This window comes from Streptomyces capillispiralis, from assembly GCF_007829875.1.
In the GTDB taxonomy this organism is placed as follows: Bacteria; Actinomycetota; Actinomycetes; order Streptomycetales; family Streptomycetaceae; genus Streptomyces; species Streptomyces capillispiralis.
The window spans coordinates 7459585-7478937 of sequence record NZ_VIWV01000001.1; the positions used below are offsets into that span (position 1 = coordinate 7459585).

16 protein-coding genes and 1 pseudogene are annotated in these 19353 nt (G+C 71.8%); 15 read left to right on the plus strand and 2 right to left on the minus strand.

The window, feature by feature from the left end:
* Positions 1 to 210: 210 nt before the first annotated feature.
* The 7 genes and pseudogenes from FHX78_RS38295 to FHX78_RS32655 all read left to right on the plus strand — a co-directional run.
* Positions 211 to 345 (plus strand): annotated as a pseudogene (locus FHX78_RS38295) (IS5/IS1182 family transposase); the annotation flags it as partial.
* 320 nt (positions 346 to 665) lie between these two features.
* Positions 666 to 1052 (plus strand): urease subunit gamma, encoded by a 387-nt coding sequence (gene ureA / locus FHX78_RS32630; protein WP_145870950.1) that lies wholly within the window; start codon positions 666 to 668, stop codon positions 1050 to 1052.
* A 10-nt stretch (positions 1053 to 1062) separates the two neighbouring features.
* The gene (locus FHX78_RS32635; RefSeq protein ID WP_229924035.1) at positions 1063 to 1641 is read left to right on the plus strand and encodes an urease subunit beta; all 579 of its coding nucleotides are present in this window, start codon (positions 1063 to 1065) and stop codon (positions 1639 to 1641) included.
* A 32-nt stretch (positions 1642 to 1673) separates the two neighbouring features.
* Positions 1674 to 3548 carry an urease subunit alpha gene (ureC, locus tag FHX78_RS32640; protein WP_145870951.1) on the plus strand — a complete coding sequence of 625 codons (1875 nt, stop codon included), beginning with the start codon at positions 1674 to 1676 and terminating at the stop codon, positions 3546 to 3548.
* 6 nt (positions 3549 to 3554) lie between these two features.
* Positions 3555 to 4208: an urease accessory protein UreF gene (locus FHX78_RS32645; RefSeq protein WP_145870952.1), complete on the plus strand. Its 654-nt coding sequence runs from the start codon at positions 3555 to 3557 to the stop codon at positions 4206 to 4208.
* Positions 4174 to 4947 carry an urease accessory protein UreG gene (gene ureG, locus FHX78_RS32650; protein ID WP_167531916.1) on the plus strand — a complete coding sequence of 258 codons (774 nt, stop codon included), beginning with the start codon at positions 4174 to 4176 and terminating at the stop codon, positions 4945 to 4947. The genes FHX78_RS32645 and ureG overlap by 35 nt, the downstream gene beginning before the upstream one ends.
* Complete coding sequence (locus FHX78_RS32655; RefSeq protein ID WP_145870953.1) at positions 4944 to 5690, plus strand: urease accessory protein UreD; 747 nt, start codon at positions 4944 to 4946, stop codon at positions 5688 to 5690. The genes ureG and FHX78_RS32655 overlap by 4 nt, the downstream gene beginning before the upstream one ends.
* Positions 5691 to 6157: 467 nt before the next feature.
* Here the strand turns inward: FHX78_RS32655 and FHX78_RS32660 are convergent, their stop codons facing one another.
* Together FHX78_RS32660 and FHX78_RS32665 are read right to left on the minus strand one after the other, a co-directional pair.
* Entirely contained in the window at positions 6158 to 8668 is a 2511-nt protein-coding gene (locus tag FHX78_RS32660) for a DUF4118 domain-containing protein (RefSeq protein WP_145870954.1), read from the minus strand.
* Positions 8669 to 8778: 110 nt separating this feature from the next.
* A complete protein-coding gene (locus tag FHX78_RS32665; protein WP_145870955.1) occupies positions 8779 to 9255 on the minus strand; it encodes a GbsR/MarR family transcriptional regulator in 477 nt (158 codons plus the stop codon).
* Positions 9256 to 9348: 93 nt separating this feature from the next.
* Between FHX78_RS32665 and FHX78_RS32670 the strand changes: the two genes are divergently transcribed.
* From FHX78_RS32670 to fabD, 8 genes are all read left to right on the plus strand, one after another.
* Entirely contained in the window at positions 9349 to 10278 is a 930-nt protein-coding gene (locus FHX78_RS32670; protein ID WP_145870956.1) for an ABC transporter ATP-binding protein, read from the plus strand.
* 49 nt (positions 10279 to 10327) lie between these two features.
* Entirely contained in the window at positions 10328 to 11098 is a 771-nt protein-coding gene (locus FHX78_RS32675) for an ABC transporter permease subunit (RefSeq protein ID WP_145870957.1), read from the plus strand.
* A gap of 123 nt (positions 11099 to 11221) precedes the next feature.
* Positions 11222 to 12412 carry a cytochrome P450 gene (locus tag FHX78_RS32680; RefSeq protein WP_145870958.1) on the plus strand — a complete coding sequence of 397 codons (1191 nt, stop codon included), beginning with the start codon at positions 11222 to 11224 and terminating at the stop codon, positions 12410 to 12412.
* Positions 12413 to 12733: 321 nt separating this feature from the next.
* Positions 12734 to 15583 (plus strand): ATP-binding protein, encoded by a 2850-nt coding sequence (locus tag FHX78_RS32685; protein ID WP_145870959.1) that lies wholly within the window; start codon positions 12734 to 12736, stop codon positions 15581 to 15583.
* A gap of 246 nt (positions 15584 to 15829) precedes the next feature.
* A complete protein-coding gene (locus FHX78_RS32690) occupies positions 15830 to 16330 on the plus strand; it encodes a hypothetical protein (protein WP_145870960.1) in 501 nt (166 codons plus the stop codon).
* A 35-nt stretch (positions 16331 to 16365) separates the two neighbouring features.
* Complete coding sequence (locus FHX78_RS32695; protein WP_145870961.1) at positions 16366 to 16878, plus strand: MarR family transcriptional regulator; 513 nt, start codon at positions 16366 to 16368, stop codon at positions 16876 to 16878.
* 105 nt (positions 16879 to 16983) lie between these two features.
* Positions 16984 to 18405, plus strand: coding sequence for a PfaD family polyunsaturated fatty acid/polyketide biosynthesis protein (locus FHX78_RS32700; protein WP_145870962.1), 1422 nt, complete (start codon positions 16984 to 16986; stop codon positions 18403 to 18405).
* Complete coding sequence (fabD, locus tag FHX78_RS32705) at positions 18402 to 19268, plus strand: ACP S-malonyltransferase (protein ID WP_145870963.1); 867 nt, start codon at positions 18402 to 18404, stop codon at positions 19266 to 19268. Before FHX78_RS32700 ends, fabD begins: the two co-directional genes overlap by 4 nt.
* The last annotated feature ends 85 nt before the right edge of the window (positions 19269 to 19353 follow it).

The window sequence follows — 19353 nt, forward strand, 5'->3', positions numbered from 1 at the left end:
GATGCTGACTCGATGCCGACTTCCATGACGCAGCGTCAGATGCCCTCCGGTGAGTCGACCGCGTGGCGACACAAGCCCTACGGGAGCAGTATCGACCTTGTGGCCGCGAAGGTCACGCGAGGCCGCACCGGAGCGTTCGGCGGGGCGAGCGACGACTGTTTCGGGCGAGGTCGGGCCTGACGCCGGGCTCCGGGCTTGTGCCGTACCTGCGGCATCGGGCACCGCCTCGCCCGCCAGGGCGCCGAGTCGTCCCGACGACGGGGCCGGCACCGCCGGCTCGTGGAACGGACCGTGCGCCGGCTGTCTGGCTGCCGACGCCTGCACCGCCGCCGCGTTCGGTGCCCCTTCTCATGGCCGCCCGCTTCGTGCACACGCTCGCATCGGCATCCGTTCGAGGGGTCCGGGGCGGATTGTGCGGCATCGTCCCGGCCGGCCGCAGGATGATCACCTACGGCGCGGCGCGGCTCAGCCGGTGGACCGTGGTCCCGCCTCTCGCTGCGGACTCCCCATCGCTGGATCCGGGAAGGGCGGTAGGCATCTCACTCCTCGCGTACCAGCGTGCCCGCTCGTCCTACGGGCGTCGGCCCGCAGTCGTCCCGGCCGCCTTCCTCGCACCGGGTTCACCAGGGGGCCAAAGTCACCATCACCACTACCGAGGAGCACGGATGCACCTGATCCCGTCGGAGCAGGAGAAGCTGCTGCTGAGCGTCGCGGGAATGCTCGCCAGCTACCGAAAGGAGCGCGGCGTCAAGCTGAACTACCCCGAGGCCGTGGCCTACATCAGCTGTTGGGTCATCGAGGAGGCCCGGGCGGGCAACTACACCGTCGACCAGATGATGAGCGACGCCGGCGTTCCCCTGGAGCAGCGCAAGGGCGACACCCAGGGTGAGGGGGAGAGCGTCCTCACCACGGCCGACGTCATGGAGGGGGTCGCCGAGATGCTCGACATCCTGCAGATCGAGGCGACCTTCCCCGACGGCCGCAAGCTCGTCACCCTCCACGACCCGATCCGTGCCCCGAAGAGCGCCCCGATGGCCGCTCCGATCCGCTGAGGACGAACCCATGCCCTACTTCCAGCCGCCGGCAGCAAGGCCCGCGCCGATGGTGTGTCCGGACGCGCGGCCCGACGGCGCCGTTCCTCCCGAACATCTGCCGCCCTCCGATCTGGACCCGGGCCGGGCCCACGACTTCTCCCGGTACGAGGTGGGCGGCGTGTGGGTCAAGGACCCGGCCGCGGAACACGTCCTCAACTTCGCGGAGGGCAAGGCCACCGTCTACGTGGTCAATGTCGGTGACCGCGACATCCAGATCGGTTCGCACATCCACCTGGCCGACGTCAACGAGGACCTGCTGTTCTTCACCGACCTGGAGGCGGCCACCGCTGCCGAGGCCGTCCTGACCGACCCCGAGCGGGCGCGGCCCGAACAGATCGCGGGGGCCCGCGAGTTGGCGCACCAGCGGTCGAAGACGCCGGGAGTGGCGCCCTGGGGCTACCGCCTTGACATCGCCCCGGGGGACTCCCTGCGGTTCAGCCCCGAGAACGCGCCCAGTGACGCGATCGAGGTCGTTCCGATCGGCGGGAGGCGACAGGTTCCGGGCCTGCGCAAGGACAAGCAGGACGGCGACGTCGATCTCGGCTGACATCGCCTCGTCAACCCAGATGGAGGAGAGCAATGGCGAACATCACCCGTGAGCAGTACGCGAAGTCCTATGGCCCGACCGTGGGCGACCAGGTCCGTCTGGGCGACACCAACCTCTGGATCGAGATCACCGAGGACCTGACCTTCGGTGGTGACGAGGCGATCTTCGGCGGCGGCAAGACCATCCGCGAGTCGATGCTGCAGGGCCTTACGACCAGTGCGCAGGGCGCCCCCGACACCGTGATCACCAACGTGATCATCCTGGACGTCGCTCCCGCCCGGGAGCGGGGAAGCGGCGATGCCGTCGTGCGTGCCGACGTCGGAATCAAGGACGGCCATGTCGTCGCCATCGGCAAGGCCGGAAACAGCGACGTCATGGACGGGGTCACGCCCGGGCTGGAGATCGGTCCCTGCACGGACGTGATCTCCGGCGAGGGCAAGATCCTCACCGCCGGTGCCGTCGACACCCATGTGCACTACATCTCGCCCTCGGCCGTCATGGAGGCCGTGGCCACCGGGACCACCACGCTGATCGGCGGCGGTGTGGGCCCCTCCGAGGGGTCCAAGGCGACCACCGTGACCCCCGGCCCGCAGCACCTGGTGAACCTGCACCGCAGCTTCGACGACCTGCCGGTCAACGTGATGCTGCTGGGCAAGGGCAACACCGTCGGCAAGGAGGGCCTGGACGAGCAGGCGCTGGCGGGCGCCGGCGGTTTCAAGATCCACGAGGACTGGGGAGCCACTCCGGCCGCGCTGGACGCCGCACTGAAGGCCGGAGAGGAGTGGGGAGTGCAGGTCACCCTGCACGCCGACTCCCTCAACGAGGCCGGCTTCGTCGAGACCACCCTCGACGCCATCGGTGGGCGCGGCGTTCACGTCTTCCACGCCGAGGGCGCCGGCGGCGGGCATGCTCCCGACATCCTGAAGGTGGCTGCCGAGGGGAACGTCCTGCCCGCCTCCACGAACCCGACGCTGCCGTACACCAGGAACACCGTGGCCGAGCACATCGACATGCTGGCCTCCGCCCATCACCTCGACCTCGGCAACAGGAACGACCAGGCGTTCGCCGACTCCCGCATCCGCTCCACGACCATGTTCGCCGAGGACGTGCTGCACGACATGGGCGCGATGTCCATCACGTCCTCCGACGCCCAGGCCATGGGCCGCATCGGTGAGGTCGTGACCCGCACCTGGCAGGTCGCCCACGTGATGAAGGAGTGGAGCCACAAGACCTTCCGGGACGCGAACTTCTTCTACCGGACCGAGCGGGGAGCCGGCGACAACGCCCGTGCACTGCGCTACGTGGCCAAGTACACGATCAACCCCGCCATCGCCCACGGCATCGACGAGTACGTCGGTTCGGTGGCGGTGGGCAAGCTGGCCGACCTGGTGCTGTGGGACCCGCGGTTCTTCGCCGTACGGCCCGAGGTGGTCATCAAGGGCGGCGCCATGGTGCTCGGCAACCTGGGCGACCCCAACGGTTCGGTGTCGACGCCGCAACCGACGTTCCTGCGCCCGGCCCTGGCCTACGCCCTCGCCTCCCAGCTGTCCTACTCGTTCGTCTCGGACACGGTCCTCAACCCGCCCTCCGGCACCGACCCGTACAGCACGGTCAGCGGCCAGGGCGTGTTCAAGGAGTCGTTGAAGGCCACCCTCGGCCTGCGGCGTGAACTGAGGGGTGCCAAGCCCGTCAAGGACGTCACGAAGGCGGACATGGTCTTCAACGGCGGGCAGTTCGGCATCGACATCGACCCGAGCACATTCAGGATCGCGGTGGAGATCCCGGGTCTCGCCACGACGCGGGATCACGGCCTCACCAAGCACCGGAGCCGTGCCGGTTTCTGGTATCTCGACCAGCCGCATCCACCGGAGAACCTGCCGCTCACCCAGCGTTACCTGATGTTCTGAGGCGCCGTGAGCACCTCCTCGCTCCTGCTCGCCCTCCTGGGCGACGCCCGGCTCCCGTCCGGGGGACACACACAGTCCGCCGGTCTGGAGCCGGCCCTGCGGGCCGGCACGACGGCCGCCCAGGTCCCCGCCTACCTGCGGGCCCGCCTCCGTACGGTCATCCGTGTCGAGGCGGGGACCGCCGTCGTTGCCCGTGCCGTGGCAGCGGGCGGCGGCGACCTGGCCGAGGTCGAGGCCGCCTGGGCCGCCCGGACCCCCAGCCGGGCACTCAGGGCCAACGGGCGGCGCCTGGGGCGCGGGTATCTGCGCGTCCTGCACACGCTGTGGCCCGGTCCCTACGACGCCCGCGCCCGCACATGGTCGCGCCCTGTCGTGCTGGGCCTGCTCGCCCACCGCGCCGCGATGGCCCCCGCCGACGTGGCCCGCCTGGTCGGGTACGACGACGTCCAGACCGTGACGGCGGCCCTGCTCAAACTCGATCCGCAGGACCCGCTGGTCGTCGCCGCGTGGGTGAAGGACCTGCTGCCCGACATCGACGAGATGGCCGCTCAGGTCGCCCACCTGCACACCCCCGAACAGATCCCGGCCCACGGCGCCCCTCTCATCGAGCGCTGGGCCGAGACCCATGACACCGCCACAGAGAGACTCTTCAGTGCGTGAGAACACCACCGCCCCCACCCGCGCCATGCGTCTGGGCGTAGCCGGTCCCGTCGGCACCGGCAAGAGCTCGCTGATCGCGACTCTCTGCCAGGCTCTCTCCGGCGAACTGCGCCTGGGGGTCATCACCAACGACATCTACACAGATGAGGACGCGCGTTTCCTCAAGAGCGCCGGGGTGCTGGACCCCGAACGGATCCGCCCGGTGGAGACGGGTGCGTGCCCGCACACCGCGATCCGCGACGACGTGACCGCCAACCTGCTGGCGGCCGAGGACCTGGAGGCCGACTTCGGCCCGCTGGACCTGGTCATCATCGAGTCCGGCGGCGACAACCTCACCGCGACCTTCTCCCCGGCCCTGGTGGACGCCCAGCTGTTCGTCCTGGACGTCGCCGGGGGCGGTGACGTCGTACGCAAGGGCGGCCCCGGCATCGCCCGCGCCGACCTGCTCGTGATCAACAAGACCGATCTGGGCCAGTACGTGGGCGTGGACGTGGAGCGCATGGCCCGCGAGGGCCGGGAAGCCCGCCGAGGCTCCCCGGTGGTCGCGCTGTCCCGGCACGACGCGGCGTCCATCGGGATGCTGACCGGCTGGGTCCGCGACACCCTCGCCCACTACCGCACCGGCGAGCACACCCCTGTCGACCCCGGCCCCATGGCCCCGCACTTCCACGCCGGCCAGGGCGGCGAGGGCGGTCACCAGCACACCCACGCACCAGCGAACCCCAGGCGGAGCGCGTGACCGGGCCGACCCGCCTGAGCGTCGCCCCCACGGGGAGCCGCAGCCGCGTCCACCACACGACCGGGCACCTGACGGTGCGGGTCATGGACCAGGACGCCGACGGAGCCAGAGTGGGCCTGCTCGCCACCCAGGCGCTGCTGCTGTCCGGCGACGACGTCCGCATCGAGGTGGACGTCGCTCCCGGCGCCTGGCTCGATGTCGTGGAGACGACCGGCACGGTCGCCTACGAAGGCGAGGCACCGTCGTCCTGGACGGTCGACGCCACCGTGGGTGACGGAGCGGTTCTGACCTGGGCCGGCAAGCCGTTCGTGGTCTCGGACGAGATCGCCACCCACCGTCGCACCCGGATCCGGCTGCACGGCACCGGCAGGACGCTGACGCAGGAGAAGGTCGTACTGGGGCGTGCCGGGCAGTTGGGCGGGGACCTGAGCATGTTCCTGGAGGCGAGCGACGACAGCGGGCCGGTGCAGGTGGAACACCTGGACCTGGGGCAGCGGGCCCGTCAACTGCCGGGCGTCTTCGGGAACCTGCGTGCCATGGACACGGTCACCGCCCTGGGGTGGACACCTGAGCCGACCGGTGCGCCGGAGGCCGGCACCACCGGGCCCGGGGAGACCTACTTTCCCCTGGACCGGTCCGGTGCCGTGCTGCGCTGGATGGGAATCGGCCGCTTCCGGGACCAGTTGTGCGACGCCACCTTCGCCGCCTGGCGTCAGGAAGCCATGCGCGACCGCCGGCACTGACACACCGCACGGCACCTGGGTCACGTCGAGGAGGAGACCGGCCTCGGAGAAGTCGATCACGGGCCGGCCGCGGACGCCGTGGCAGCCCCGGCCGGGCGACCTCGTGCCGGTACATGCGGCGCTCCCCGACCGGATGACAGAACGACCCACACATGGTCCCTCGCCAAGCGGACGAGATCGGCGCCACCCCCGCAACGATGCGGCGCGGCGGGCGGCTCCCTGGGAGCCGATGGGGAGACGACTTGGTGCTTGCGCCCGAAGTGCACGCCGGCGGTGGTGGACTTCGGGCGGTGCGTGGGCCCAGGTCGTCCACCAGGGCACTTGCCCGGGGGTGGTCTCCGTGCTCCAGGACCTCTGAGGTGCCCGCTGCCATGAACAGAGCGCCCACTGGCTGCGTGTTGCACGAGGGGATCGCCGGGATGTGGGCCGGCTGGAGTCCTCCTGCCGGAAGTACTGGCATCGCGGGTTCAGTCCAGCACCGCGGCCGGCAGGCTGAGGATCATGGTGAGGCCGCCGCCGGGGGTGTCCTCGGCGTGCAGGGTGCCTCCCACGGCCTCGGCGAAGCCGCGGGCGACCGCGAGTCCGAGGCCCACGCCGCTGCCGCGCGGGGAGTCGCCGTAGCGCTGGAAGGGGACGAAGATCCGTTCCTTGGCCTCGTCGGAGACGCCCGGTCCCCGGTCCACCACGTGCAGTTCCACCCGGCCGGCGAGGGTGCCGGCCGTTACCACGACCGGCTCGCGCGGCGGGCTGTACTTGACGGCGTTCTCGACGACGTTGGCGACCACGCGCTCCAGCAGCCCCTTGTCGGTGGTCACCATGGGCAGGCTCTCGGGGATGTCCAGGCAGACGGCCGACCCGGGGTCCGGGATCCCGGCCAGCGCCAGGGGGACGACCTCGTCCAGGTTCACCGCGCGGATGAGCGGTGCGACGGTCCCGGTCTGCAGGCGGGACAGGTCGAGCAGGTTGCCGACCAGGTGGTTGAGGCGGTCGGCGCCGTCCTCGATCGCGGCGAGGAGTTCGGCCCGGTCGTCCTCGGACCACTGCACGTCGTCCGAACGCAGCGACGTCACCGACGCCTTGATGCCGGCGAGCGGAGTGCGCAGGTCATGACTGACCGCCGCGAGCAGAGCGGTACGGATGCGGTTGCTCTCGGCGAGCTCCCTGACCCGGTCGGCCTGCGACTGCAGCCGTCGGCGGTCGAGGACGGCGGCGGCCTGCGCGGCGAAGGCGGTGAGGACCCGGCGGTCGGAGGCGGGGAGCACCCGCCCGGACAGCGCGAGCGTCATGTGTCTGCCCACCTGCACGTCCACGTCCGCGTCCTCGGGCCGCGCGGTGACGGGCTCGCCGACGCTGCCCGCGCACAGCCACGGCGCGGTGTCGTGCGCACGTTCCAGCAGGGCCGCCGAATCCATGGCGAAGGTCTCGCGCACCCGTTCCAGCAGTCCCGTCAGGCTGTTCTCGCCGCGCAGGACGCTGCCGGCGAGCGAGGAGAGGATCTCCGACTCGGTGCGCAGTGCGGCCGCCTGCTCGGTGCGGCGCGCGGCGAGGTCCACCACGGACGCCACGGACACGGCGACGCCCACGAAGACGGCGATGGCGATCAGATTCCTCGGGTCGGAGATGCTGAAGGTGTTGAGGGGCGGCGTGAAATACCAGTTGAGCAGCAGGGACCCCACGGCGGCGGACGCCAGGGCCGGCGGCCGGCCGCCCAGCAGCGCCGCCGTGACCGTCGCGGTCAGGAACAGCAGCATGTCGTTGGCCAGACCCAGGTCGGGCAGCACGGCGCTGAGCAGGAAGGTGAGGAGGACGGGGCCGAGCACACCGACGAGCCAGCCCGTGACGATCCGCGAGCGGGCGAGCCGCACGCTCCGGGCGGCCGGGCGGCCGCCGGCTGCGTGCACCGCGTCATGGGCGACGAGGTGGAGGTCCGTGCCGGGGCCGCAACCGCGGGCGACGGCGGCCGCCACGCCGGACCCGGGCAGGCGCCGCCGGTGTTCGCGCCGGGACACACCGAGCACGATCTGGGTGGCGTCCACCCCGCGGGCGAACTCCAGCAGGGCGGTGGCCGCGTCGTCGCCGACCACCTGGTGGAAGGCGCCTCCCAGGTCCTCGGTCAGCGCGCGCTGGACCGCCAGTTCCCCGGGTGGGGCCGCGGCGCGTCCGTCGCCGCGGGACATGTGCAGCGCGAGGACCTCGCCGCCGGCCGGCCGGTCCGCGAGACGGGCGGCGCGGCGTATCAGCGCGCGCCCTTCCGGGCCGCCGTTCAGACCGACCAGGATCCGCTCGCGGGGGCTCCGGACGGTGGGGGCCCGGTGCTCGCCGGGGTGGCGCCGCAGGTCCTCGTCGACCCGGTCGGCCAGCCAGAGGAGCGCCAGCCGGCGCAGCGCGGTGAGACCGGCGGGGCGGAAGCGGTTGGACAGGGCCGTGTCGACCCTGCCGGGTCCGTGGACGTTGCCGTGCGCCATCCGGCGGCGTAACGCCTCCGGTGTCATGTCGACCAGCTCGACCTGGTCCGCCAGCCGCACCACCCGGTCGGGTACGGTCTCCCGCTCGCGGACGCCGATGGCGGACTCCACCATGTCGCCGAGCGACTCCAGACACTGGATGTTGACGGTGGAGATGACGTCGATGCCGGCTTCCAGGAGTTCCTGCACGTCCTGCCAGCGCTTGGCGTTGCGGGACCCGGGGCGGTTGGTGTGGGCGAGTTCGTCGACGAGGACCACCCGGGGGCGGCGGCTCAGCACCGCGTCCACGTCCAACTCCGCGACGGGTGCGCCCCGGTGCTCCAGCCGCTTGGGCGGGACCGCCTCCAGGCCGCGCGCCATCGCCTCGGTGAGCGGGCGTCCGTGGTGCTCGACGAGGCCGATCACGCAGTCGGTGCCGCGTGCCACGCGGCGCTGCCCCTCGGCCAGCATGGCGTAGGTCTTGCCGACGCCGGGTGCCATGCCGAGGTAGATCCGGAGTCTGCCGCGAGTCATCGTCTCGTCTCCGCTCCTGAGAAGGGCCGAGTGTCACCGTCGGGGCCGGAAAGCCTGTCGCGGGCCCGCGTCCCGGCCGGCCGGGACGAGACGGGGCCGGGGAGCCGGCGTCAGCGCCCGCCGGCCTCGTACTGCTCCCGCCACTTGTCGATCAGCGCCGTCATCTCCCGCTGCATGAAGCCGTAGAAGTCCTGCATCTCGTCCAGCCGGCGGCCGGCGACGCTGTCGTGGCCCGCGGCCTTGATGCCTTCGGCGGCGGCGTTCCACATGCTGTCGAGCAGGGCGTTCTGGTTGCCCATCAGGGTCGCCCAGGCGTGTTCCCGGAAGCGGTAGTGATCGCGTCGGCTGCCGGGCGCCGGTACGCGCTCGATCATGCCGGTGGGGATCAGCTGGTTCACGGCGCCGGACACCGCACCGCTGCTGATCCGCAGTTCCCCGCAGAGATCGGCCGCCGTCATGGTCTCCTGCTGGGTGAACAGCAGCGCGGTCATGACCCGGGCGGTGGTGCGCTGCATCCCGCTCTGGGCCAGGGTCAGCGCGAGGCGCTCCGCGCACTCGCGCAGTTGGACGTCGTCCCTCTCCTCCATCAATGCCCTCCTCTTGACGAGTTCTTATCATACCGAGCACCTCGAAAACTCAGAGCATTTACAGATCTCTGAACGTTCGATACGTTGCGGGTCATGGACCATGTGATCGAGCTCCGGGAGCTCACCAAGACCTATGGCACGCGTCGCGGTCTGACCGACCTCAGCCTCGACGTCCGGCAGGGCGAAGTCTTCGGCTACCTCGGCCCGAACGGGGCCGGCAAGTCCACCACCATCAGACTGCTGCTCGACCTCATCCGGCCGACGTCGGGCCGGGCGTCGGTGCTCGGGCTCAGGCCCCGTGAGGACGGAGTGGAACTGCGCCGCAGGGTCGGCTACCTGGCCGGCGACTTCGTCTGCGACGGCCGGCAGAACGTCCGCAGTTACCTGCGCTTCCTGGCCGCCCTGCGCGGTGGTGTGCCCCAGGCGCGCATCGACGACCTCGCCGAACGGCTCGGCCTCGACCAGGCCACCAGCATCAGGAAGCTGTCCAAGGGCAACCGCCAGAAGGTCGGCCTGGTGCAGGCCTTCATGCACCAGCCGGAACTGCTCGTGCTCGACGAGCCCAGCTCCGGACTCGACCCGCTGGTGCAGCAGACCTTCCTCGACATGGTGGCGGAGGCCAGGGACGAGGGCCGGACCGTCTTCATGTCCAGCCACATCATGAGCGAGGTCGAGGCGGTTGCCGACCGCGTCGGCATCATCCGCGACGGCCGGCTCGCCGCCCTGGACACGGTGTCCAACCTGCGCACCGGCGCCGTGCGCGACATCGAGGTGACCTTCGCGTCACCGGTGCCGCCGGAGGCGTTCGCCGCCCTGCCCGGCGCGGACCGGCTCCACCTGGACCAGGACGGCACCACGCTCACCGGCCAGATCTCCGGCAGTCCCGACGCGTTGGTCAAGGCGCTGGCGCGGCACACCGTCACCGGCCTGCGCGCCACCGAACCGGCCCTCGAGGAGCTGTTCCACAGCTACTACGAGGGCGCCGAGAACGCGCCCCGCGCCCAGACGGCGCCGGCCGCCTGAGCGCGCGCCACCGTCGCAGGACCGTACCGAAAGGACGAAGGGACAACCGATGAACGCCGCTATCCTCACCAAGTACCTCTCCGACAGCCGCCGGAGCCTGACCGGCTGGGCGGCCGGGACGGCGGTGGTCGGCATGGTGTACGCCAGCACCTACCCGTCGCAGCGGGAGAACACGGCGAACCTGCCCGAGGCCCTGCGCGAAGGGCTCAACATCGACCAGACCGCGGCGGGGTACCTGCACGCCAGCGTGTTCGGCATCATCCTCCCCCTGCTCGCCATGATCTACGGCGTCACCGCCGGCACCCGGGCCGTGGCCGCCGAGGAGGAGACCGGCCGCCTCGACCTGCTCCTCGCCCACCCCGTCACCCGCACCCAGGTCGCGGTCGAGCGGTTCGGCGCGCTGATCGCCGGAGCGTTCGGCATCGCCGTCCTGGTGTGGCTCGGACTGCTGGTCATCCGCGGCGGGGCCGAGCTGACGAGCGTCACGCCCGTCGAGTTCCTCGCCCAGTGCCTCAACCTGGCGCTGCTGGCGGTCCTCTTCGGAGCCCTCGCCCTCGGCCTCGGCGCGGCGGGCGGCCGCAGGGCGGTCGTCCTGGTGACGTGCGCCGTGATCGGTGTGGTGTCCTACACCGCGCACACCTTCGCCGGCCAGATCGGAGCGGACTGGCTCGCCTACCTCTCCCCCCTGCACTACTACATCGGCGGCGAGCCGCTGCGACACGGGTTCCAGTGGGGCGACATGCTGGTGCTCGTCGTCGCGTCGGGGCTGCTGTTCGGCGCCGGCGTGCACCGCTTCAACCGGCGGGACATCAACAGCTGATCCCCTCGCGGCTCGGGTCCCGGAGGCTCTGGGGTGGGTGCTGGGGGAGACCCCAGTGTGCGCCCCGGGGCCTTCTCGCAAGGCTGCATCGACCGACCCGTCCTGCAGGGGAAAGGTGATGGGGTGTCCACGACAGACATCGAGATCCCGCCGCAGCCGAACGTGAACGACCCGGCGATCTACGACTGGTACCGCATGATGCGCAACGAGCATCCCGTCCACCGGGACCCGGCCACCGGATGGTGGGTGGTGTACCGCTACGCGGATGCCCGGCACGTCCTCACCACCCCGGGCACCTACTCGTCCGAGATGCACCGGATGGGGTTCCCCGAGTCCGGTCTGGAGAGCCTGCCGCAGATGGACCCGCCGCGGCACACCCGCGTGCGCCAGATCCTGAGCACGGCGTTCACTCCCGCGTCGATCGCCGCCTACGAGCCGCAGATCGTCCGGCTGACACACGAGATAGTGGACGAGATCGCCGGCCGCGGCCAGGTGGACCTGGTCGCGGATCTCGCCTACACCGTGCCCATCGCCGTCATCCTCGAAATTCTCGGCCTGCCGGCCGAGGACCGGGTGCTCTTCTACGACTGGGCCCGGAAGGTCATGAACGTGACCCCGGAGGAAATGGCCCAGGAGGGATACCTGGAGGCGCTCGGCGAACTGCAGCAGGAAGCGATTTCCTATCTGCGGGAGAAGGTGCGCGAGCGGAAGGACAAGGATTCCGACGACATGCTCACCCGGCTCGCCAACGCGGAACTCGACGGCGACCGGCTGACCGAGGACGAGACGGTCAATTTCGCGAACGTCATGTTCGCCGGAGGGCATATCAGTACGACGATGACCATCGCCAACGCCGTCGACCTCCTCGACCTCAATCCGGGCGCCCAGGAGGAGCTGCGCCGGAACCGCGACCTGATCCCCCAGGCCGTCGAGGAGGTGCTGCGGCACCGGCCCCCGATCACCACCGGACTGCGCGCCTCGACGCGGGAGGTGGAACTGGGCGGCGTCACGATCCCGGAGAACCAGCACGTGGCGGCGAGCTTCTGCTCCGCGAACCGGGACGAGCGGCAGTTCCCCGATCCCGAGGCCTTCGACATCCACCGCCGCAGCGAGGGGCGCCACTTCGGCTTCGGCTTCGGTACGCACCACTGCATCGGCAACGCCCTCGGCCGCCTGGAGACCAGGCTCGTGCTGAACGTCCTCTTCGACCGGTTCAAGGAGATCAGGGTCGACCGGGACGGCGACCTCGCCTGGGCCGTACCCCCGCAGATGGTGGGCTTCGACCGGCTCCCGGTCTTCCTGCAGCCCGCTTGACATCACCGGCACCGATTGCGCCACCCCTCGTCGATCACGCCGACGAGGGGTGGGCATGTCGCTTTTTGGTCGGATGACTGAATTCTGAGGATGCTTCTTGACGCCTTCTTGACGCCGCTCGGCATGGTTTCTGAGTGGGTGTCATGTGTTACGTTCCGGTGAGTCCTGTCGAGCGCGGCACGGTGAGGACGGGGGGATGTGTCACAGGTGTCGGAGCCGGATTAGAAGAGCCGCACGCCAAAAGGGCGCACGATTGTCTCGCGCTTTCCCATTCCTGGAATCTATCTGGTCGATTCGACTGTCCAACACGGGGTGTGGCACATGCGGCAGGAATTCCTGATCCTGGAACGTGATCGTGAAATGGATATGGTCCGGGCCGGTGTGCGGCAGGCGCGGAACGGCGACGGATCGGTCGTCCTGTTCGAGGGGAGCCGAGGGGCAGGCAAGACCAGCCTGCTCACGGCGGCGCGCCAGGAGGCGGAGAAGTCGGGGCTGCGCGTGCTCCACGCCCGGGCGGGGGAACTGGAACGCGGCTTCGCCTGGGTGGTCGTGCGCCAGCTCTTCGAGCACTGCCTCAACACCGGCGATCGGACCGCACACGGGGACCTGCTCGCCGGACCCGCGGCACTGGCCGGCAGCATCTTCGACTACGCCGACCCCGAACGCCTCAGCGAACCGCCCGCGGGGGACGCCGGCCTCTACCGGCTCCTGCACGGCCTGTACTGGCTCTGCAAGAACCTCTCCTCCACCGCGCCCGTGATGCTGCTCGTCGACGACGCCCACCACGCCGACACCGCCTCCCTGCGGTTCGTCGACTACCTGGTGAACCGGCTGGAGGGCAGTGGCGTCCTCCTCGTGCTCGCCCACGCGCCCGACGGGCCGGCCCCCGCGCAGGAACTGCTGCTGTCCGTCGGCCGGTCCCCGCTGGCCCGCCAGTCGGTGCTGGACCCGCTCGGCCCCGCAGCGGTGCGCGAGGCCATCACCGTACGGCTCGGCGGCATGCCGCACGACGACGTGACGGCGGCCTGCCTCGCCGCCACCGACGGGAACCCCCTGCACCTGGTGGAACTGCTCGACGAGATGCGCCGACGCGGCATCGCCCCGCACCAGGCGGCCGCCGACGCGGTCCCGGGCCTCACCCCCGTCCGCATAGCCAAGGAGGTGACGCGCCAGCTGCACCGCCTGCCGGTGTCCGCGCGGGCCCTCGCCGACGCGGTGGCCGTCCTCGGCGCCGACGCCGATCCGGGCCACTGCGCGGCGGCGGCCGAGCTGGACAACGGTGACGTCCTGCGTGCCGTGGACGCGCTGCGCGAGGCCGACATCCTCGGCACCGGGGTCCCGTACGGCTTCCGGCGTCCCGTCGTGCAGCAGATCGTGTACGAGCAGATGTCCTCGGAGGTCCGCAACGCCCTGCACGAGCGGTCCGCCCGTTCGCTGCACGCCGCGGGCGCCTGCCTGAGCACGGTCGCCGAGCACCTGTGCCGCACCGACCCCGGCCGCGACCCGTGGACGGTGCAGATCCTGCGGGCCGCCGCGGTCGAGGCGATGCGCCGGGCCGAGGCGGCGAAGGCCACCCGGTACCTGCGCCGCGCCCTGGCGGACTCCGCGGCCGAACGCGACCCCTGGATACTGGGCCAGCTGGGGTCGGCGGAACTGCGGGCCAGGCAGGCCTCCGCGATCGAACACCTCCGCGAGGCCCTGCGCCGTATGCACGATCCGGTCGTCAGGACCCGTCTGCGTCTCGAACTCGGGCTGGCGCTGACCGCTTCCGCCCAGTACGAGGAGGCACTCGCGCTGCTCGCGAAGACGGACGCCGCCCACCGGGCGGACACCGCGGCGGAGTCCGTCGGCCAGGCCGCGTCGAGCGTCGCGGCGGTGGTGGCCCGCATCACCCCGGGGCACCGCGGGGCCGGCGGGCCCCTGGGCGTCACCACCGTGTCGCGGTCGCACGCGGCCGTCGAGGCCCTGTCGCGCGGGTGCCCGTCCCACCGGGTGGCCCGGCTGGCCGCCGCCGCCCTCGCCGACGCGGCCCCGTCGTTCGACGAGGACACGGAACTGACGGACGCCGTCGTCGCGGCCTGGGCGCTGGGCCAGTGCGGTGACGCGGACACGGCCGAGCGCGTTCTGCGCGACACCGCGCACCAGGCGTTCGACGGCGGGCGGTTACTGGCCTCGGCCACCGCCTGGGGTGTCCTCAGCTGGACCCTGCTGGACACCGGCCGGCTGGCCGAGGCCGAGGCCGCGGCGCGTCAGCTGCTGCGGCAGGAGGAGTGCTCGCTGATGCTCGCGTGCGTGCCCCTGGCCGCCACGGTCCTCACGCACTGCCTCATCGAGACGGGCCGCCTCCAGGAGGCGGAGGACTGCCTCCGGGACAACCGCCTCACCGGAGTCCTGCCGCCGACGGCCCTGTTCGTCCCGCTGCGCATCGCCCGCGTCCGGCTGCATCTGCGGCAGGACCGCTTCGAGGTCGGGCTGCGGGACCTCGCGGACTGCCGTGACCAGGCAGGACAGGAGGGCTGGCTGTACCCGTCCGCGTCCTGCGAGTACCTGCCCGACGTCACCAGGGCCCTGTCCATCACCACCGGACTGCGCGCGGCCCACAAGCTCGCCGCCGACGTCACCGAACGGGCCCGCGCCTTCGGGGCGGCCCGGCCGCTGGCCGCGGCCCTGCGCACCCAGGGCGAGATCGCCGGCGGGGACGAGGGGCTGGAGATGCTGGAGGACGCCGCCCGGCTCCTCGCGTCCACGCCCTACCGGCTGGAACAGGCACGCACCCTGGTCGCGCTCGGCGCGGCGCTGCGGCGTCAGGGACGGCGCGCCGCCGCCCGGCGGCGCCTCAAGGCGGGCATGGACCTGGCCCACCGCATCGGCGCCTCCGTGCTGGAGACCTCGGCCTCGGCCGAACTCCGCCTCGCCGGCGTCCGCCAGATCAGGAGCGGACCGCAGCAGCGCGCACCGCTGACACCCGCGGAGGAACGCGTGGCCCACAAGGCGGCCGCCGGACTCAGCAACCGGGAGATCTCACAGGCCCTGTTCGTCACCGTCAAGACGGTGGAATGGCACCTCAGCCAGGCCTACGCCAAGCTGGGGATCGCCCGGCGCGGCGAGCTGTCCCGGGCACTGACCGGCGACACCCCGGCGCACGACGACGGCATCTGCCGCTCCGCCTGAACCCCGGCCCTTCCCCTCCCCGCCCGCGCGGGACCACGGGCGCCCCCGGTGGGCGCCCGTCGTCGTGCCGGGGCGTCCCCGCAGCTCAACGGCCCTGCGGCGGACCCGAACTGGGGTCGCTGCTGGGGGAGTTACGGGGGCGCGCACGGGCCGTCGTGCACCAGGCTGGCCGCCGGTCCCCCAGGGCGAGCACCTTCCCGACCGCCCGCCGGGGCCGGCCGCATGCCGAAGACGAAGGGCGGAACCGTGACCAGCACGACGGACAAGAGCTACGCCACCCTGACCGGGGCCGAACGCAGGTTCGTGGACGAAGTGGCGCGGCACTACCACGAGGCGCACGGAGTGACCTGGGAGAAGGGCCGGGTCATGGCGTGGATGATCATCAGTGACCCGATCGAGCAGACGCTGCCCCAGATCTGCGCCGCGGTGGACGCCGACATCGCGGACATCGAACAGCTCATCGAGCAGCTGACGCTCGCCGGCCTGTACCGGCGCATCGACGAGCCCGGCGGCGAGCCCCGCTACCGGCTGGTCGACGACGGCTACCCCAAGGCGGTCTCCGACACCTTCGCCAGCTGGCCGGAGTACCACCGGATCTTCCAGTTCGGCCTGGAGGTCCTCGCCGACGCCGACGACTCCCGGCGCCGGCGGATCGCGGAGATCGAGGAGCTCTTCGGGCACATCGTCGGCGACCTGGCGGACATGTCCAGGCGCTGGGAGGAACACCGCCGTACCGCCGTCGCCTGACCCGCCGTCCGGACGCACCGCGAGGAGAGCGCACCATGACCGAGCAGACCGCCCCCACCACCCTCACCGAGGGCGAGCAGGCCTTCGTCGAGAAGGTCGCCCAGTACTACTTCGAGAACGACGGCATGCCGCACGACCGCGGCCGTGTCGTCGGCTGGATGATGATCTGCGACCCGCCGGAGCAGACCGCGGCCGACATCGAGAAGGCCCTCGGCGTGCCCCGGGCCGCGATCGACCGCATCGTCGACCAGCTGACCCCGGAGAACGACCCGGTCAGCGTCTTCGAACGCACCGGCTCCCTCCAGGAGAACTACACGGTCCGGCTGCGGGAGAACAGCTGGGGCCCCAAGGTCCGCGGCATCTTCTCGGAGTTCCCGGACTTCCACCGCGTCGCCGCCGACGGGCTCGCCGCCCTCCGGTCCGAGAACGTGCCCGAGGAACGCCTGACGCGGCTGGCCAACATGGAGCGCTTCCTCGGCTTCGTCAGCACCGAGATGCCCGCCATCCTCGAGCGCTACGAGCGGCGCGGCACCGGCGCCACCGGCTGACCCGCGCCGGGCGGGCCGGCCGTGCCGGGGCCCGCCCGGAGCCCGCGGACCGCCGCCCGCACACGACGAGCCGACCGACGCGGCACAGACAGGGACGGGGCACAGATGACCACATCGCTCGTGCAGACCGGCCGGACCGCCGGCGACCGGGGCCCGATCGCCGCCGAGCACCTCGGCAGCGCGGCCTTCCGCGCCGATCACGGCGCGCGCTACGCCTACGCGGCGGGCTCCATGTACAAGGCGGTGGCGTCCGAGGAACTGGTCGTCCGGATGGGCCGGGCCGGCCTGCTGTCCTACTTCGGGGCGGGCGGCCTGCGCGCCGACCGCGTCGTCGCCGCCGTCCGCCGCTTCGAACGGGAGATCGGCGACGGCCCGTGGGGCGTCAACCTGCTGGCGTCGCACGAGAACCCCGCCAAGGAGCAGGAACAGGTGGAGCTGTTCCTGCGGCACCGGGTCCGCCGGGTCGAGGCGGCCTCCTTCATCGTCCCGACCCGGCCCCTGGTCCAGTACCGGATCAGCGGGCTGCGCACCGCGCCCGACGGCACCGTCCACGTCCCCCACCGGGTCATGGCGAAGGTGTCGCGGCCCGAGGTGGCCCAGCACTTCCTGGAACCCCCGCCGCGCCGGCTCGTCGACGAACTGCTCGCCGACGGAGCGGTCACCGCCGAGGAGGCCGCCCTGGCGCAGCGGATCACCCTCGCCGACGACCTGTGCGCCGAGGCCGACTCCGGAGGCCACACCGACCAGCGCCAACTGGTGGTGCTCCTGCCCGACATGGTGCACCGCAGGGACGGCGCGGCGGCGCGGCACCCCGCCGCCGCCCGGGTGCGCGTCGGCGCGGCGGGCGGACTGGGAGTACCGGAGGCCGTGGCGGCCGCGTTCGTCCTGGGCGCCGACTTCGCGCTCACCGGCAGCATCAACCAGTGCACCGCCGAATGCGGCACCAGCGACCGGGTGAAGGACATGCTCCAGCAGGCCGAGGTGCAGGACATGGCCGTCGTACCGGCCGGCGACATGCTGGAGACCGGGGCCCGGGCCCAGGTGCTGCGCCGCGGCCTGTTCTACCCGGCGCGCGCCAACCGGCTCTACGAGCTGTACCGCCGCCACGACTCCCTCGACGACCTCGACGAACGCACCGCCGAGCAGCTCCAGCGCCGCTACTTCCGGCGCACCTTCGACCAGGTCTGGGAGGAGACCCGCGCCTACTACGCACAGGCGAACCCGGCCTCGCTGCACCGCGCCGAGCAGGACCCGAAGCACAAGATGCTGCTGATCTTCAAGGCGTACTTCGTGCAGTCGATCCGGCTCGCCATGAACGGGTCCGAGGAGCACCAGGTCGACTACCAGATCAACTGCGGCCCCGCGCTGGGCGCCCTCAACGCCCGGCTGCGCGGCACACCGCAGGAGCACTGGCGCGAGCGCCACGTCGACGAGCTGGCCGAACTGCTGATGCGGGGCGCGGCCGACGTCCTCACCCGCAGGCTCGCCGGCCTGACCACCGACACCGCACCCGGGAGCCGCACATGACCGTCGCCCACCTCTTCGCCGGACAGGGCTCCCAGCGCGTGGGCATGGGGGCCGAACTCCTGAAGTCCTACCCCAACCTGGTCCGCCAGGCGGACGCCGCGCTCGGCTACTCGGTCGCCGACCTGTGCCTGCACGGCCCGGCGGAACGTCTGTCGGACACTCGCTTCACCCAGCCCGCCGTGTACGTCGTCGACGCCCTCGCCTACCTGGACGCGGTGCGCCGCACGGGCGTCATCCCCGACGTGGTGGCCGGGCACAGCCTGGGCGAGTACGCCGCCCTGTTCGCCTCCGGCGCCTTCGACTTCCGTACCGGCCTGGAGATCGTGGCGCGGCGCGCGGAACTCATGGCCGACGCCGGGCCGGGCGCCATGGCGGCGGTGATCGGCCTGGCGGAGAGCGCGGTCGGCGAGATCCTGGCCGCCGAGGACTGCGACGTCGACATCGCCAACCTCAACGCCCCCGACCAGATCGTCGTCTCCGGTACGCCCGAGGAGGTGCGCCGGGTCGCGAAGGTGCTCGCGGAACGCGCGAGCGCGGTCGTCCCGCTCACCGTCAGCGGGGCCTTCCACTCACGGCACATGCGCCCGGCGGCCGAGCGCCTCGAACGGTTCCTGCGGGGCCACGTCTTCGGACGGCTGAAGATTCCCGTCATCTCCAACACGACCGCCCGGCCCTACGAGGACGGCGACGTCGTCGACCTGCTCTGCCGTCAGCTGTGGTCCCCCGTCCGGTGGACCGAGACGGTGCACCACCTGCTCGCACAGCCCGACCCCGAGCTGCGGGAGATCGGCCCGGGCAACGTGCTCACCGGCCTGACCCGGCGCATCCGGGCGGCCCGCGAGACCGCGCCGGCGGCCGGCTGACGGGCCCTTCCGGCCGCAGACCGCAGACCGCAGACCGCTGACCGCAGACCGCTGACCCGAGACCGGAGACCAGCAGTGCCGACGA

Bases quoted from the DNA above. Each gene is read 5' to 3' on its own strand.
- ureA (WP_145870950.1), top strand. From the start codon at position 666: ATGCACCTGATCCCGTCGGAGCAGGAGAAGCTGCTGCTGAGCGTCGCG.
- FHX78_RS32695 (WP_145870961.1), top strand. From the start codon at position 16,366: ATGACCGAGCAGACCGCCCCCACCACCCTCACCGAGGGCGAGCAGGCC.
- fabD (WP_145870963.1), top strand. From the start codon at position 18,402: ATGACCGTCGCCCACCTCTTCGCCGGACAGGGCTCCCAGCGCGTGGGC.
- ureC (WP_145870951.1), top strand. From the start codon at position 1,674: ATGGCGAACATCACCCGTGAGCAGTACGCGAAGTCCTATGGCCCGACC.
- FHX78_RS32635 (WP_229924035.1), top strand. From the start codon at position 1,063: ATGCCCTACTTCCAGCCGCCGGCAGCAAGGCCCGCGCCGATGGTGTGT.
- FHX78_RS32675 (WP_145870957.1), top strand. From the start codon at position 10,328: ATGAACGCCGCTATCCTCACCAAGTACCTCTCCGACAGCCGCCGGAGC.
- ureG (WP_167531916.1), top strand. From the start codon at position 4,174: ATGACACCGCCACAGAGAGACTCTTCAGTGCGTGAGAACACCACCGCC.
- FHX78_RS32670 (WP_145870956.1), top strand. From the start codon at position 9,349: ATGGACCATGTGATCGAGCTCCGGGAGCTCACCAAGACCTATGGCACG.
- FHX78_RS32700 (WP_145870962.1), top strand. From the start codon at position 16,984: ATGACCACATCGCTCGTGCAGACCGGCCGGACCGCCGGCGACCGGGGC.
- FHX78_RS32665 (WP_145870955.1), bottom strand. From the start codon at position 9,255: ATGGAGGAGAGGGACGACGTCCAACTGCGCGAGTGCGCGGAGCGCCTC.
- FHX78_RS32685 (WP_145870959.1), top strand. From the start codon at position 12,734: ATGCGGCAGGAATTCCTGATCCTGGAACGTGATCGTGAAATGGATATG.
- FHX78_RS32660 (WP_145870954.1), bottom strand. From the start codon at position 8,668: ATGACTCGCGGCAGACTCCGGATCTACCTCGGCATGGCACCCGGCGTC.